Genomic DNA, 15,699 nt, shown 5'->3' with positions numbered 1-15,699 from the left:
GCCATTTTGAGTCCATTTTTTTGATTGTTTGAGGCGAATATTGAGCATATTCAACGAAAATGATCGGAGAAATGGGCCTGAATGGCTTTTCCGCAGTAGATTCACCCTAAGTCCGACAGCCTCCTAGGCCAAGTGAGTGGAAACCTTGAATTTAACCCTCACCACTGACCCGATAACATCAAGATATTACAATCAAACTTCACACCCATTTAGGTTCCATGGTAAGTGCTCATTCACACGCTGTTTTAAGCAAGATGAGGTAGCCGTTGTCAACAGAAAAACCGAGTTATCAACACAATATTTTTTGTCTACCCTTTTTAACAATTTTGCAGGTACGCCACTGAAAACCCACGGTTGACTTGCATAACTCGATGATTTTACTGCCATTTTTATGGTGTCTGTTTTTTGATCAATTTAACAAAAGTGTAATAAAGACGGGCTTTTAAGGGGCCTTCACACAATCTATCCACAAAGTTATCCACAGGCTTTGTGGAAAACTAAATTTTATGTGTAAAGACGGGGGGTTAGCACCGACAAGTAAACCTGAATGTGCTCTTTTTAAATTGCGGGTGAAAGTATAATTAACTATTTTCAACCGCAGCAGCGAAGGAGGAGGGTTGTTTCAATACGCTATCGACAATTAAAAAACCAAAGGGAAAAATACCCGCTAGAAAGATTGCCAACCATTTGATAATCGACCACCCCTGCTGATGGCTGATCGAGAGTGATGCCACCATATAGATAAGAAACAGGGTGCCATGGGTAATCCCCGCATAGAAGACCGCTGAGTCGATACCAAACTGATATTTCAGCGGCATCGCAACGCCCAGTAAAACAATTAAAGAGATGCCTTCCACAAAACTAATGAGCCGGAAAATTTTCATATTTCTGATACACCACATGACTTAACCATGCTTTTATTTCGGTGCAGCCAGCGAATAACTTTAAATTTTTTGTGACTATTTTTTGCAACAGTAAAGCACCACAGTCCGCGCATTTACCATTTACCTTATAGGGTGAAACCCGCACAATAGAGGCTTACGCTGTTATTCACACCAAGAGATTTTATCATGCTCACATACCCCGACATCAATCCCATTGCTTTGGATCTCGGCCCCTTGAAGATTCACTGGTACGGGCTGATGTACCTCATCGGTTTTGCCATGGCGTGGGCGCTGGGTAACCTCCGGGCAAAACAGCCCAACTCGGGCTGGAATAAAGAGCAAGTCAGTGATTTGATCTTTTTCTGCGCCATCGGGCTGATTTTAGGTGCCCGCATAGGGTATGCACTGTTTTATGACTTTGAGGGATTAAGCGACAACCCACTCAATATTTTTCGTATCTGGGAAGGGGGCATGTCGTTCCATGGTGGCGCAATCGGCGTGATGGGCGGGGTGGCCTATTTCAGCCGAAAATATCACAAGCACTTTTTCAATGTAACCGACTACCTGGTACCGCTAGCACCACTGGGTATTTTTGCCGGGCGCACCGGTAACTTTATCAATGGTGAGCTATGGGGGCGCGTGACCGACTCGCCGCTGGGGATGATATTCCCTACTGGCGGCCCCTTACCGCGCCACCCTTCACAGCTTTATGAAGGAATACTAGAGGGCTTGGTACTCTTTGCCATTCTCTGGATATACACCAAAAAACCACGCCCCATGGCAGCCGCCTCCGGACTATTTTTAGCCGGTTACGGCAGCTTCCGCTTCTCAATAGAGTTTTTCCGCCAGCCCGATGTCCACCTCGGTTTTATCGCCTTCGAGTGGCTAACCATGGGAATGCTACTCTCCCTGCCGATGGTTGCCGCAGGCAGCGCATTAATGGCTTGGGCCTACTGGCGAGCAGGCAAACAGAAAGCCAAAAAAACATAACCCCACACTGGGGTCAGAGTAAAAAATAGCCTGTTTTTTACTCTGACCCCGCTCTGAATAGTTTGCGATAGTTTTGGCAACGCAACTCCGGGCTGGTGCCAAGAGCCTCATAAAGCGGGTGGTGCTGTAGGTAGGGGTTATTCTCTGCCAAACCGTGACAGCGGGCACTGGACCACGGGTACTCGCTTGGTCTGGCAACCATGCCCGCACGTACTGAGTTGAGTTCAATATAGCGATAACACGCTAACAGGTAGAGATCAGTCTGTATCACTTCAGAGTGGTAGCGCCCTCCCCATAGCGTGCCACTGCGGCCATGATGATAGTTGAAATATCTCACATAGCGACGGTCAATATGCTGCATAAAGCGTGACATGCCACCATCATTCCGAGTGGATATCAGCAGATGGACATGATTCCCCATCAATACATAAGCGTGAACGGCAACTTCATATTTCTCTGCGGCCAACTGCATACAGGTAAGATAAAATATGTAATCCTGCTCGTCTAAAAAGCTGGCAGAACGGTTATGTCCGCGTTGGGTAATGTGGTAACAGAGACCTGCCATATCAACTCTTGGCTTCCTTGCCATTATGTACTTCTCCTTGAACTTTACTCTGACCCCAGTGTGATAATCGCATTGGCGGCAGTGCCTGCCACGTGGTGGGGGTAGTAGCGTTTTGTGGCTACTTTTGTGGTTAATTCCGCTTCGTTCAACGGCTGTTTTTGCCACTGCTGCTGGTATTCCGCTTCTGCGCTTTTACGCGCCCGAAACAGTGCCATTTGCACTCGGCTATAGACATTAACTGCCCCATCGCCACTGGTCTCTACTGCCAGAAAGTTAGCCTCGGGATAGTGCGCCATCACCAGGGGTTGAATGCCGTCGGAGACAGAAGAGGAGGGCATACAGCCGAACGGCTTTACGCTGAGCACTAGGTGGTGTTTTTTGTCACGGAAAGATTGAATCAGCTTAGCGACTTCCATATGCCCTTCCCCACCACGCAGCTGGCTGGGGTAGTAATGTTCACTGGTTTTAGCCAGTTGATCCATGTCGGTGAGTGTGTAGTGGGCCAAGCCCAGTTTTTTGGCGATATATTGGAAATAGCCACCCAACATGCGCGCCGCCAGCTGCAATTTAAGCTGCTTTATACCCCCCGCCCATCGGCCATGTTGCCCGGCTCGGGTCTCTTCTGCATGACGGGCACGCTCTGCCCATATGAGGTAGAGAAACCAGGCGGCAATTGGCTGGACTTCACACTCAGCACCTTCGCTCTCAAGGAAGCGCTGTAGCCGGTAGTTGCCTTCACCTTCGGTGGTCATCGCCCAAAACTCACCAATCAGCGATACTTTTGGTTTGGCCTGCAACAGGTTTAACTCGACACCATCAAGCCACTTTTTGCTCTGTTTTAATGCCCTTGCAAGCCCTTTGCGCTGGGCAATTGCTCGGCCGATCAGGGCAATGCTCTCTGCTTGCGCCTGATCGGTTTCACCCTCATTCACTTCATAGGGTCGCATACGATAGCCCAGCGCATTAATAGCATCGGCGATGATCAGGGCGCGTAACAGCGCAAGGGAAAGTCGCTTGCTGAGTGGAAAGGCCAGTGGTTCGTTGCTAACACTCTTTTCAGTCTGAAAGGACATCACCCGGAAACCTTCAAACCCGGCATCTCGCAGTGCCTTACGATACTCCGTCACATACATGCCAAAACGGCAGGGGCCACAGGTGGAGGCGGTGACGAAGATGTAATTTTCTACAATTTCACGGGAGCTTAATCCCTGTTGGTCACGCAGGGTTTGCAAATAGTGAACCAGGCTACCAACGGTGAAGTAGGTGGGATTACACTGTCCGCGGTTACCGAACTCTTTACCGCATTGCAGTGCTTTGTTGTCGGGCGTTGGCAGTGCCTGAGCATGGTAGCCACTCCCCTTGAGGGTAGCCAGCAGGAGTTGGTCGTGGGCGTTTGTCAGGCCACCAAACAGTACCGTATCGCGGCGCTTATCAAAGGGGATTATCGATTGAAGCCCAGCATCGTGCCAATGAACAGGCTTTTGAGAAAGCCCCAATTGTTCGCTTTGTTGCGCTTCATATTGTTGCAGCTGCTGCTCAATTTTACTGCTTTCCATGCTCTCTCTCTCTATTATTAAGCGGCGTTTTTTGCTCTTCGGGCTGAAGAGCTGCACGGGCAATCAATCTATTTTTCTCACTCTCCAGATCTTCATTGAAGTGATCGTGCGCCAGATCGGATGGTGCGGGTGTCGCCAGCTGCTGGCGCTTATGAAAAACCCGTTTTGTCAGCTTGGCTTCTTGTGCCGCTTGCTGCTCTAATTGACGACAATAATTTTCCAGGGTGTGGGCAAAGGTGCGAATACGAATATTGATGGAGCCACTCGGTTTGTTAGCATCAATATCATGCAGTGCAAAGTAAGGGGTGTTGCTGTTATTGATAATGCGTTCGATCAACCCATAACTGGGTGCGTCATGCCCGCATTTAAAGCTGGATAGATCGATCACGGCAATATTGTTATGGCGCGCGGCAAACTTAGCTGCCCACACTTTTTGTGCACTGTTGCTGGCATAATTTTCTGGCCATACATCGTTAATATCCAGCACATCCTTAATTCGGCCACTGGCAATATCGTCACCAAAATAACGCTGAAGAAACGCACTGGAACGGGGCAGTGATCTAATCGAGAGAATCGGGTAACCGAGCGCCTGGAATGCTTCCAGCAACTCGTGATTCAGCCCCGGATCGCTGTGGTAGGGGCGCGCCAACAGCAGTAACACCACTTGATGATCTCGTTTGACACGGTGCAAAACTTTTTCCGCTCGCTTTTGCAGCTCAGCATCACAGTGTTGCATGGCGGCTAACCCCTGCGCCACCGCCCAATCGCTCTCATGACGTGCCAGCGCCAGTGGCTCAACAAAGGTGTCGAACAGCTGCTGCTTGAGCAGTCTCTCATTTTGCATATCAATCACATCACTGAGATAGCTTACCCCTGCATCAGCAAATAGATCTCGAGCCTTGGTAAAGGCGGCATTAGCCACACTGGGCGTCCCCGCTACTACTGGGCAACTGCTACTGCCACGGCTATGGGGGCTCTGTTGTGGCAACTGGGTAATGGCGGGAAACCAGATCAGGTGCAGTGGTTTTCGTTGATGATGTTTATTCAGCAGGTTGTGGATATGCGCCAATGATACTTTAGCGGGAAAGCAGGGATCAATTGATCCATAGCGACTCCCTTCATCCCACAGCCGCTCCGAACTCTGATCCGAAAACTGGATCTGCTGCGGCTTAATACCCAGCGCTTCCAGGTAGCCACGCATAAAAGGGGCGATGGTGTAGATATTCAAGACACGGGGAATACCGATACGAAGCTGATCACGATCAACCACTTTTGCGCTTTTGGGCGGCTTTTTCAGGCGCTGCCACCACTGGGGTCTGATGATGGGTGGCTGTGTCACTTGGTAAAAACGACTAAACAGCAGTCGTGACTCATAATCGACCAAGTTGGGATAATCGCTCTTCAATTTACGCCGTAGCTTAGCTAGGCTCACCACTTGCTCTTTCGACTCTACCTGACCCTTTTCGCAGGCAAAGCCGGTGATGTGACGCACCGGCTGGGGTTGCTGTGGTACCTCTATATCAATAAAAGTGCGTGAGCAGAGATTGTCACAGAAACGGCAACGGGTCTCTTCACTGGTTTGTGCGCTAAAGCTGAGTTGCAGGCTGTTTTGAATGCCAATAAAGTCGGAGTAACCTTTTTCTTTAACCTGTTTAATCGCTTCCAGTGCTGCACCAATTGCGCCACACTCGCCCGTGTGGGGGTGTACTTTCACTTCGGCATCGGGCACCCGCTGTTTAATGTAATCGACCTGCGCCTTAACCGCCGCCAGATTGTGCTGGGTGCCCCCCTGTAGGACGAATTTACGTCCGAATGCGGCCAACCGTGGCACCTGCACCACATATTGCCAAATATTTTTCGGCAGCACTTGGCATAGCCCCGCAAAGAGTTCTTCGCGGCGGTAACCCTCTTTTTGAAAGTTAACCCGATCGCTGTCTAGAAACACTGCGCAGCCGTAGCTGAATTCAGGGGCAGACTCCGCAGAGAAGGCGACTTCGGCAAATTTTTCTAGCGGCACACCAAACTGCTGCGCCATCGCCTGTAGCAACATGCCGTTACCAGCAGAACACTGGTTGGAGAGTTTGAAGTGGTCAATTTCTCCATTTTTCATAAACAGCACCTTGATATCCTGGCCACCAATATCACAAATTACATCAATATCATCACCACAATAGTGCTGGGCACTGCGCAAATGGGCGATGGTCTCCACCACATTAGCATCGGTAGATAGCGCCTTCTGCAACACGTCACCCGCATAACCGGTGACGCCACACCCTTTAATATTGAGGGTGGCTCCCTGCCGGGTAATATGCTGATTCAACTCCATTAAGAGTGCTTTGCTATCCTCGATGGGATTACCCTTGGAGAGCAAGTAAGCCTTGCTGATCAGCACACCCTGCTCATCCATCAGTACTGCTTTAGATGAGGTGGAGCCACCATCAATCCCAACATAAGCATTTACACTCTCACCTGATTTAAGGGGACGAGGCTGAAAGTGCAGTCGGCGATACTCATCCAGAAATTGACTCAGTTCAGCTTGGCTTTGCCACAACCCCTGCTGCAACCGGCTGCGATTCAGTTTTGATGCGCCATTCTGCAGGTACTCCTGTAACGCCTCTGCACCCGCATAGTAACGCGTTTCACCCGTCTCACCCACGCCAAACACCACCGCGCCATAAGCCGCATAATACTGCGCATTTTCCGGCACATGAATCAGCCGCTCCAGCGGGCCATCGGGTAACACCAGTTGGTGCTCGTGCCACACCTCCACAATACGGGTACGCCAACATTTTTGCAGAAAAGGGAGGTAGGTGTTTGGGCCACCCAGTAGCAAGACATTAGGCTGCAGAATATTCCCCCGGGTCAACACCGAGAGGTTCTGCATCACAATGGCATCCGCCAAGGAGTTGAGAATCTCTTCAGCAGGGACACCGGACTTTATCAGGTTCACCACATCCGTCTCGGCAAAGACACCGCACTTGGCTGCCACCGGGTGAATTTTATCGGGGAGGTGGGGGATATTGGCCACATCAGATGGGGAGATGCCGACTTTCATCATGCACTTATCCAGCGTTGCACCCGTGCCCGAGGCGCACTTGTCGTTCATTGAGGTAATGACCTGGCGCTCTGGGCTGCCAGCAGCCCCTTTAAAGTGGATGATTTTGGCATCCTGGCCGCCCAGCTCCACTACGCTGCGCACATCCGGGTGCAGATATTCCACCGCCAGAGTAACGGCATTCACCTCTTGAATAAAACGCGCACCCAGCGGCTTTGCTAATGGCGTGCCACCTGAGCCGGTAATATAGGCGGGAACTTGATCCAGCGTTAGTGCCGGGAAATCATCTTCCAGTTGTTGCAGTAATCCCAGTAGCTTGAGTGCTTGCTGCCCCTCATGACGCTGGTAAGCAGACCAGCGAATATCCATATCGCCACTCACCAATACCAGCTTTACGGTAGTGGAACCCACGTCGATACCAATATGAAAAGATTGATCCTGTTGCAAGGCAGACTCCCGCTCATCTATATGAAGAGTAGAGTAAAGGGCTATGGGATAAGAGTAAATAGAATAGAAAGCCCTAATCCCCAGATAGAGGCGCGAGATGATGTGTAAGAGTTTGGTTTCACAGTGAAACTAAAAATATTAGTCGCGCCCGCAGGTTCGGCGGCTATTTTTTGTTTTGCTGTGGAATCAAGCGCTTGTGCAGCGTGCGTGTTTCTATCGGGGGATGAGGAGAATAGAGCGGGGGTGTAAGATAAGGAGACGCAGCAGGGGCTTAGCGCGTGCCGCCGTGCAGTGCCACCTGTTGTGCACCCAGAAGCCCCACTCGAGGCTCCATCACTACCTTGATTGGGAATTTTTTCATTAATGCCGCCATCGGTGCTTTATCACTATAAGCGGCCATAAACCCGCCCTGTTTAATCCGCTCAATTAACTTCGGGGCTATTCCTCCGGCGATATACAAGCCACCGTAAGGAAGTGTATTCAGTGCATGATTGCCCACTTGGGAGGCGTAAATTTTAAGAAACAGGTCAAGCGCTTGATTAGCCAATGTGTCGCCGCTTTCGAGTGCAAACTGGGCGATAACCGCAGCCACACCCTGCTGCGCCATTGCCCGTGCCATTTTCTGTGATAACAGCTCTGGGTTGCGCTCACACAAAAAGTTAAAGATACTCACCAACCCATTGCCGGACACAAGGTGCTCGTAAGTAGTGCGATAGGCGTTAAGTCGCATAAACTGCAATAATTCGACCTGCAATTCGTCGGTGGGCGCAAAGTCCACATGCCCCCCCTCAGTAGCCAGCACCTGGTAATGCTCTCCACCCCACACCATAAAGGCCTGCCCTAAGCCAGTGCCTGCGCCAATCAATGCGCGCACACCCTGTGGCCGCTCATCACCCGTTTGAAGGGTCTCAAACGCCTCATCAGGCAATACTGAAATACCGTAACCCACCGCCTGAAAGTCATTAATTAACACCACACTAGGGATCGAAAATTGCTGTTGCAGTTGTTGGCTATCCAGCTGCCATGGCAGATTGGTCACACAGGCTCTGTGGCCATCCACCGGACCGGCAACACCAAAACAGGCCACGGCAACAGGGTGTTGGCAGTGGCTCATAAAATCGGTTAGCAGCTGCTCAAAGCTGGCATAGTTAGCGCTTACATACTGTTGCTCCAGTACTGTTTTGCCCCCATGACTCATTTGCAACAGAACCTTGGTTCCTCCAATATCACCTGCAAGCGTACTCATTCAATGAGCCGCTTAGGCAGCTTTGCGGCGGCCGCTTGATCCAGGAGCCAGTTTAAAATACCTTTAGGCTTCACGCTCTGTATTGGATAACACCCTTCGGGGGCACTCACCAACACCTCTTCAAGCCGTGCCGCTTTATTTGCACCCGCAACCAGCACCATCACCTGACGAGCATTATTAATGACAGGGTAAGTCAAGGTGATGCGCTGGGTATTCATCTGTGGAACCGTATGTGCAACCACGGCTTTCTTCTTTTCAGTGAGGGCTGCGGTGCCGGGGAAGAGTGACGCGGTGTGTCCATCATCCCCCATACCCAGCAATATCAGGTCAAATTGAGGTAAGCCATTGCTAATTGGTAATGCCTGTAACAACCCGGCATAATCTGCTGCTGATTGCGCTAAATCTGTCCGCTCACCCTCCATGCGGTGAATCTGGCTTTCAGGGATCGCTAACTTATCAAGGAAGGCTTCTCTCGCCATGCGGTAGTTGCTCTCGGGGTGCTCAGGGGAGACAGTGCGCTCATCACCAAAATAGATATGCACTTTCTGCCAATCAATTTGCTGCTTATACGCATCGCTGGCCAAGTGTTGGTAGAGCCGTTTGGGTGTCCCGCCGCCAGAGAGTGCGATATAGAAAGCACCTTGAATTTCAATGGCCTGGTTCGCTGCCAACACCACTAGTTCAGCTGCCGCCAGACTAACCGCTTCCACATCGCTCAATACGTGAATCATCGTTCCCATTCAGCTGCTCCACTGCCATTCAAAGAGTACTTACTTATTGCTTTCAGGAACCGGACTAACAAGTAGCCTCGTACCCTTGAAGAAATTTCGGTAGAATCAGCGGATTGTTTAATCTTTTCTATCTCACGACGGCCTGTTTATATGCACATCAATAAAAGCCTGCTCACCAATATCGTAGCGATCGCTCTGATTATCACCGGTATTTACGCCCCGCTGTATGGAGAATACATTCTCGCTATTGGCATTTTTGCACTCTCAGGGGCGCTGACTAACTGGCTAGCTATTTATATGCTCTTTGAGAAGATACCACTCTTATACGGCTCCGGTGTTATACCCAACCGTTTCATGGAGTTTAAGCAGGTGATTAAGCAGACCATCATGGAGCAGTTTTTCACCCCAGAGAATATCCAGCGCTTTATCGCCCAGGAGGAGTCAAATAACAAGCAGCTACTCGACCTGGAGCCTCTGCTAAAGGTGGTCGATTACGATCATATTTTTGATAACCTGGTGGATGCCATCATGAACTCCTCTTTCGGCAGTATGCTGGGGATGATGGGCGGTGCATCGTCGCTGGATAGTTTAAAAGAGCCCGTAACCCTAAAGCTTCAAGAGTCGCTGCGCACGATCACCCAGAGTGAAACTTTTCACACAGTGCTGCACGCCAGCCTGAACAACCAACAACTGGGGAATGATATTACCCGCAGCATTGAGCGTATTGTTGATCAACGTCTGGATGAATTGAGCCCCCAACAAGTAAAAGAGATTGTACAACGCATTATTCGCGAACACCTTGGCTGGCTGGTGGTTTGGGGCGGGGTATTTGGTGGTTTGATCGGCCTGTTATTCAGCCTCACTACGGATGTAGTATAGATAATGACCCGCATTTTTCTGATTATTCCACTCTTGATTGCGCTCTATTTTGGCCTGCGCTGGTTTGCCCGCGCCAAGGTGGATGATGCTAAACGTGCCATTCAGGTTGTCATCTTTACCCTTGTGCTGGCACTGGTTCTGTTTCTGGTTGTTAGCGGAAAATTAAGCTGGCTGTTTGCCGCCGCCGTTGCCGCCTATCCCATTATCCAGCGAATATGGAGTGGCTGGCGTATTTTTCGCTGGTTAAAGGCTCGCAAGCAGCAACAAAACGGGCAAGATGCACCCGCCGCCAAACCCAACCGTGGCGGTATGAGTGCCGAGACCGCCTACGCCACACTCAAGCCCAAGCCGGGGGCTAGCCGCGAAGAGGTGATCGCAGCTCACCGCACCTTAATGAGCAAAGCCCATCCTGACCGAGGCGGTAGCGACCAACAAGCGCAGCAACTCAATGCGGCAAAGGCATTTTTAATCGAACAGATGGGTCGTCACTCATCCTAAAGTAACTCTCGTCACAATCGAGTATCACTCTGAAAAAAAGCATCCGTCAGTTGCTTGAGCATAAACCCGTCATCGCTCCCCGCCAACTCACGAATAGAGTGCATGGCAAAGGTAGGCACCCCAATATCCAATGTTTTCACCCCCATTTCTGCGCTGATAACCGGCCCAATGGTGCTACCGCAGCCCATGTCAGTGCGGGTGACAAACGACTGCAGTGGTACCCCAGCCTGCTCAGCCAGCAAGCGTATCAACGCCGAGGTTGCGCTGCTAGTGGCATAGCGCTGATTGGCGTTGATTTTTATCACTGGCCCCCGGTTGAGCAGTGGCCCATGATTCTCATCATGTTTATCAACATAGTTAGGGTGAATACCGTGAGCATTATCAGCCGAGATCAGCACTGAACGATCCATGATGCGCGTCAACGTCTCGTTATCACCACAAACACGCTCCAGAACCGAGCGCAGAAAAGGCCCTTGTGCGCCACAACAAGAGGCGCTTCCCACCTCTTCGTGGTCGGTACAAATCAACATACTGCTGTGCCGGGTACCTGCACCCAATAAGCTTTGCAGCCCCACATAACAGCTCAGTAGATTATCCAGCCGGGCACTGGCGATGAATTGTTGCTCCAACCCCACAAAGCCCGGTGGCTGGGTATCATAGAAGTAGAGTTCATGATCAAGCACTTTCTCAACATCGCCATACGCTTTCTGCTCAATCAAGTGCGCTAATAACAGGTCATTAAAGCAAGGATCGCTCTCCTCACTACCCATTTGAGCAACCAAAGGAGGCAGGTGCAGCTGTGCATTAATGGTGCGCTCTTTATTCGCCGTGCGATCAAGATGAATTGCCAAGCTAGGTATCACCGCAATCGGCTGTTTGAAGTCAATAATAGCGTGCTCAATACTCCCCGCTTTGCTCAGGTAGCTCACCCTGCCTGCCAGTGACAAGTCACGGTCAAACCACGGATTCAGCAATGCACTCCCATACACCTCCACACCCAACTGATAATAGCCTTTTACTACTTTATCCGGTTGCGGCTTTACCTTTAAACAGGGGCTGTCGGTGTGAGCACCCAACATCCGGAAACCATCTTTCAGCAGATCCTCCTCACCGATAATAAAGGCAATCAACGATGAGTCATTACGAACGACGACATACCTCCCCGGCTCACCAAACTGCCAGGCATCGGCCTCATACAGCCGCAAAAACCCAGCATCCACCAATAGATCCAACATACCGAGAGTGGCATGAAACGGAGTCGGTGCCCCGCCAACAAATGAGAACAGCCCCTTATTAAAGGTATCTTTATCCACGAGTAAATCCTTTCTTAGATTCAATCAATAAGTACATAGAGACCTTTGCACGAGGGGGAGCAGTTGTTAGTAAGCTGATTCTTCTAGAGACCACGTTTATTTACTTTTCTTCAAAGACCTACCCGCTTTAAACCGGCTATCCCAAAACGGAACTTCCATTCGTTGCTTGCCGTGCCTCATCAACTAGCCCTGGCTCCAGATTGCCTCGAAGCAATTCACGATAGCTCACTTGCCTCGCTGCTTCCGCAACCCTCAGAGGCTCTGCAGTGGTCTAATTAGAGCAGGACACATAGTGAAAGACAATTAAGAGTCCAACATTGAGGTATTTCGCATGGGACAAAAAAGAAGTTATAAGGCGTAATGTGCGAAGGTGTGCTGGACACAACCAAGTGGATTCGACGAAGCGCTTAGTCTAGACGCTCATCGCTAGAGTCAAGCGGCTATACACCACTTAGTTGTAATCTACCTTCCATTAAAAGTGTCGGAATTTATTACAAATCGTGAGCCACCCCACAAAAAAATAAAATCACTCCCTTGTTTTTAAAGAGAATTTTAAATATGGCACGAAAAAAGCATACAACTGATTGCTCAACAAAAATTAATATGGAGAAAGTAACTAATGAACATCAAACAACTACTACCCGTTGCACTCATCGGCCTACTGGGCACAGTAGGCACAGCATCTGCAGCACCTATGACGTTTAATTTTGATACTAACGTACCTGGAATTTACAATGCAACAGGCTTCACACAAACTCAAATGGGAACTACGGTTGCTGTAACAGGAACTGGTGACCTTTACAATACACGCCAAGGCATTGGTGTTGGCTCAGACGCATTGACTTCGTCAAATGAGAGTATTTCATTCACCTTCACACCTAACGCAGTATCACTGCTAAGCGGCCTTGTATTTGAGTCGGCTAGCGCAATGACAAGTGCTGACTTCGCACTATATGGCGATGGAGTACTGCTTGATAATTACACGTTTACCAACCAATGGGCAGCGGGTAATGGCCAGTCATACTTCAACTCTATAACCTTCGACAACTGGTCCGCAACCACCTTCAACTTTGCTGGCATGAGCGACAATGGTTTCAGAATTAAATACCTGACTGTTGATGTTCCAGAGCCAGGCATGGTTGCCATGTTAGGCCTAGGTCTTCTTATGGCTGGTGTTGCGACTCGTCGCCGCCGTAAGTCGTAAGTCTACTTACACTTATCGCCCAGAAAACCCCACTTTACCGTGGGGTTTTTTATTACCAACGCCTACTCCCCAAAATAAATCACCACCCAGCAACCCTCGCCAGCACTAAAAACACCACAACTTATTCGCAATAGCCCCCCCCCAAACCCCCAGGTAAAATTTTACTCGAGCTCCAAGAACCGCTACCCCCCGCTCTTTCAACTTTTAATTACTGACCGCCACTATGCGCGCGACTAATTAACTCAGTCAAAGACCGTTTTTCAGTAGCCGTGTTCAGTTAGCCATTTCGAACGAACCCAGGTGCCTCTTTTTTCTACTCTGCTCAAGTTATGCACTTATTGGTTGAATCTAAGGGGTAAAAAGAGTGGGATACCCCTACTATTTATGGCAGTCTCAGGGGCGCTCCAGTATAAAACAGATACACCGAGGAACAGCAACGTGACCCAGCCCTCATATTTCCATCATGTCTCGACATTCACCGCTAAAAGCGTGCGGTGCATCAAAGTTTGAGTGTCTGCAGCTCGAGTATAGTGAGCCACATGACGCTGACCTGTTCAGTAGCAAAACCTGCTTTACATACTTCATGCAGAGCACTTACAACCCAGTTAATCGCATATGCTATAGATGCGAAACAGGCATACAGGTGACAAACGATGATTTATTCAAAAATACTGGCTAAGTTTATACTCTCCGCATTAACCCTGTCTCTATTGGCAGCGTGTAGTGGTGAAGATAGCGGCTCAAGTGTACCTCAAGATGACAGTACTGAAACGGTCTTCATGGATCTCAGTGGTAGTGTTGGTGATGGCCCCATTACTGGCGCGACCATTACGTTTGAAGGGACCAATGGCCTTAACGAAAATCAGGCCACCAGTGATGGAAGTGCCACCTACCAAGCCAGTTTGGAGCTAAGCACGAGTCAATTTCCGTTGGTTATCAAAGCGACCGGGGGCATTGATCTAGTGACCAATGGCGCGCCTGATTTCACACTGTACTCCGTTGTCGTTAGCCACACACAGCAGCGTATTTCCAACATCAACCCGCACTCCACACTCATTACCCGAACCGCACAGTATTTGCCGGACGGGATTAACAGCGAAAACATCTCTAGCGCACAAGAGACTGTGCTGCACATATTTTCTTTTGGGCTCGACCCCCGGATTGACCCCATCGAGACTCCAATTACGGCGGACAATGCGGCTAACATCAGTAAGTCGAGTGAAATTCTAGGCGAAATGGTTCGACGCATACGGGATACGCTGATTGCGGCTGGAACTAATGTCACAGGCGATGATGTTGTTGATGCACTTGCCGCCGACTTGGTTGATGGCAAGCTTGATGGTCTGGGCGCTGCAAACGCCAGCAAACGTATCGCTGCACTTGCCAGCTTTGTATCTGGCCAGGTGCTACTGGAAGCAGCCGCCAATCGCCTCGTTGTTAATAATGTGGTCGCCACAGCGGCAATGGATGCGGCAATCATAGCAACCCGCCCCCGTGCAACCCAGCTCACAGGCAATGTAATGGTTACCGCTGAAATGCTTGCGCAAATTAAAGCATTGGCCAATTCAGCCGAATCACTCGCCCCTTTGCCCGCACTGGAAAATATTATTAATCAACTTTCTACACTGTCTGGGGATCAACAGCCCAGCGAATTCGTCCGCTTATTCCCTCTTGAAATTAGCGGAGCGTTTGCAAATATAATCCAACAAGCCGCATCGGAGACAGAAGCTGAGCTGGATACCATGAATAGCGCGGTTAATTTAGAGACCAGACCCAACGAGCCAGGTCGCTTTGAGTTTGGCGCTGCTAGCTACTCGGTTAACGAGAATGGGGGTACTGTTTCAATTACCATTAACCGTGTAGGCGGTAGTGATGGTGCCGTCAGCGTCAACTGGCGGACACAAGATGCAACAGCAACTTCAAATCAAGATTTCGAGCGTATCAATTGGGTATCACTCACCTTTGCCGATGGCGAAACCTCTCGAGTTGAGACGATCACCATCGTAAATGATGATGCGGTAGAAGCTGATGAACGCTTCAATATTGAGCTGGGCAATCCAGCCGGTGGTGCGTCACTCGGTGTACTGACAACCACTGCGGTTACCATTACCAATGATGACAGTGCCCCGCCCACACAGCCAGGTCGCTTTGAGTTTGGCGCTGCTAGCTACTCAGTTAGTGAGAGTGGCGGTTCCGTATCAATCACCATTAACCGTGTAGGCGGTAGTGATGGTGCCGTCAGCGTCAACTGGCGGACACAAGATGCAACAGCAACTTCAAATCAAGATTTCGAGCGTATCAATTGGGTATCACTCACCTTTGCCGATGGCG

General features: G+C 49.9%; 12 protein-coding genes. 5 read left to right on the top strand and 7 right to left on the bottom strand.

Going from position 1 to position 15,699, the window contains the following annotated elements; all coding sequences use genetic code 11:
* Positions 1-581: 581 nt before the first annotated feature.
* Positions 582-884 (bottom strand): DUF3817 domain-containing protein, encoded by a 303-nt coding sequence (locus L3J94_11655; protein ID MCF6219383.1) that lies wholly within the window; start codon positions 882-884, stop codon positions 582-584.
* A 186-nt stretch (positions 885-1,070) separates the two neighbouring features.
* Between L3J94_11655 and lgt the strand changes: the two genes are divergently transcribed.
* Positions 1,071-1,874, top strand: a complete 804-nt coding sequence (gene lgt / locus L3J94_11650; protein ID MCF6219382.1) for a prolipoprotein diacylglyceryl transferase — start codon at positions 1,071-1,073, stop codon at positions 1,872-1,874.
* Between the two features lie 37 nt (positions 1,875-1,911).
* On the opposite strand, the gene L3J94_11645 is transcribed toward lgt, so the two are convergent.
* The 5 genes from L3J94_11645 to pgl all read right to left on the bottom strand — a co-directional run bounded on the left by L3J94_11645 (position 1,912) and on the right by pgl (position 9,483).
* Positions 1,912-2,463 carry a transposase gene (locus tag L3J94_11645; GenBank protein ID MCF6219381.1) on the bottom strand — a complete coding sequence of 184 codons (552 nt, stop codon included), beginning with the start codon at positions 2,461-2,463 and terminating at the stop codon, positions 1,912-1,914.
* A 20-nt stretch (positions 2,464-2,483) separates the two neighbouring features.
* Positions 2,484-3,995, bottom strand: coding sequence for a 2-hydroxyglutaryl-CoA dehydratase (locus tag L3J94_11640; protein ID MCF6219380.1), 1,512 nt, complete (start codon positions 3,993-3,995; stop codon positions 2,484-2,486).
* The gene (locus tag L3J94_11635; protein MCF6219379.1) at positions 3,982-7,497 is read right to left on the bottom strand and encodes an acyl-CoA dehydratase activase-related protein; all 3,516 of its coding nucleotides are present in this window, start codon (positions 7,495-7,497) and stop codon (positions 3,982-3,984) included. Before L3J94_11635 ends, L3J94_11640 begins: the two co-directional genes overlap by 14 nt.
* A gap of 271 nt (positions 7,498-7,768) precedes the next feature.
* Entirely contained in the window at positions 7,769-8,743 is a 975-nt protein-coding gene (gene glk, locus L3J94_11630; GenBank protein MCF6219378.1) for a glucokinase, read from the bottom strand.
* Positions 8,740-9,483 (bottom strand): 6-phosphogluconolactonase, encoded by a 744-nt coding sequence (gene pgl, locus L3J94_11625; protein MCF6219377.1) that lies wholly within the window; start codon positions 9,481-9,483, stop codon positions 8,740-8,742. Before pgl ends, glk begins: the two co-directional genes overlap by 4 nt.
* 141 nt (positions 9,484-9,624) lie before the next feature.
* Between pgl and L3J94_11620 the strand changes: the two genes are divergently transcribed.
* Together L3J94_11620 and L3J94_11615 are read left to right on the top strand one after the other, a co-directional pair.
* Positions 9,625-10,353, top strand: a complete 729-nt coding sequence (locus L3J94_11620) for a DUF445 domain-containing protein (GenBank protein ID MCF6219376.1) — start codon at positions 9,625-9,627, stop codon at positions 10,351-10,353.
* A gap of 3 nt (positions 10,354-10,356) precedes the next feature.
* On the top strand, positions 10,357-10,851 hold the full coding sequence (locus L3J94_11615) for a hypothetical protein (GenBank protein MCF6219375.1): 495 nt from the start codon (positions 10,357-10,359) through the stop codon (positions 10,849-10,851).
* An 11-nt stretch (positions 10,852-10,862) separates the two neighbouring features.
* Here the strand turns inward: L3J94_11615 and L3J94_11610 are convergent, their stop codons facing one another.
* The gene (locus tag L3J94_11610) at positions 10,863-12,164 is read right to left on the bottom strand and encodes a M18 family aminopeptidase (GenBank protein MCF6219374.1); all 1,302 of its coding nucleotides are present in this window, start codon (positions 12,162-12,164) and stop codon (positions 10,863-10,865) included.
* Between the two features lie 619 nt (positions 12,165-12,783).
* On the opposite strand from L3J94_11610, the gene L3J94_11605 reads away from it, so the two are divergent.
* Together L3J94_11605 and L3J94_11600 are read left to right on the top strand one after the other, a co-directional pair.
* Positions 12,784-13,368, top strand: coding sequence for a PEP-CTERM sorting domain-containing protein (locus L3J94_11605; GenBank protein MCF6219373.1), 585 nt, complete (start codon positions 12,784-12,786; stop codon positions 13,366-13,368).
* Between the two features lie 653 nt (positions 13,369-14,021).
* On the top strand, positions 14,022-15,699 hold a 1,678-nt coding region (locus L3J94_11600), incomplete at its 3' end, for a hypothetical protein (GenBank protein ID MCF6219372.1).

The sequence above is a fragment of the Gammaproteobacteria bacterium genome (genome assembly GCA_021647245.1).
GTDB lineage: Bacteria > Pseudomonadota > Gammaproteobacteria > RBG-16-57-12 > RBG-16-57-12 > JAFLJP01.
The sequence above is the reverse complement of the archived record's forward strand: the minus strand, read 5'-3'. Positions and strand labels throughout refer to the sequence as shown.

What these genes read in the sequence shown, in the direction of transcription:
- L3J94_11605 (MCF6219373.1), top strand. Translation starts at nt 12,784, where the DNA reads ATGAACATCAAACAACTACTACCCGTTGCACTCATCGGCCTACTGGGC.
- lgt (MCF6219382.1), top strand. Translation starts at nt 1,071, where the DNA reads ATGCTCACATACCCCGACATCAATCCCATTGCTTTGGATCTCGGCCCC.
- glk (MCF6219378.1), bottom strand. Translation starts at nt 8,743, where the DNA reads ATGAGTACGCTTGCAGGTGATATTGGAGGAACCAAGGTTCTGTTGCAA.
- L3J94_11640 (MCF6219380.1), bottom strand. Translation starts at nt 3,995, where the DNA reads ATGGAAAGCAGTAAAATTGAGCAGCAGCTGCAACAATATGAAGCGCAA.
- L3J94_11645 (MCF6219381.1), bottom strand. Translation starts at nt 2,463, where the DNA reads ATGGCAAGGAAGCCAAGAGTTGATATGGCAGGTCTCTGTTACCACATT.
- pgl (MCF6219377.1), bottom strand. Translation starts at nt 9,483, where the DNA reads ATGGGAACGATGATTCACGTATTGAGCGATGTGGAAGCGGTTAGTCTG.
- L3J94_11620 (MCF6219376.1), top strand. Translation starts at nt 9,625, where the DNA reads ATGCACATCAATAAAAGCCTGCTCACCAATATCGTAGCGATCGCTCTG.
- L3J94_11655 (MCF6219383.1), bottom strand. Translation starts at nt 884, where the DNA reads ATGAAAATTTTCCGGCTCATTAGTTTTGTGGAAGGCATCTCTTTAATT.
- L3J94_11615 (MCF6219375.1), top strand. Translation starts at nt 10,357, where the DNA reads ATGACCCGCATTTTTCTGATTATTCCACTCTTGATTGCGCTCTATTTT.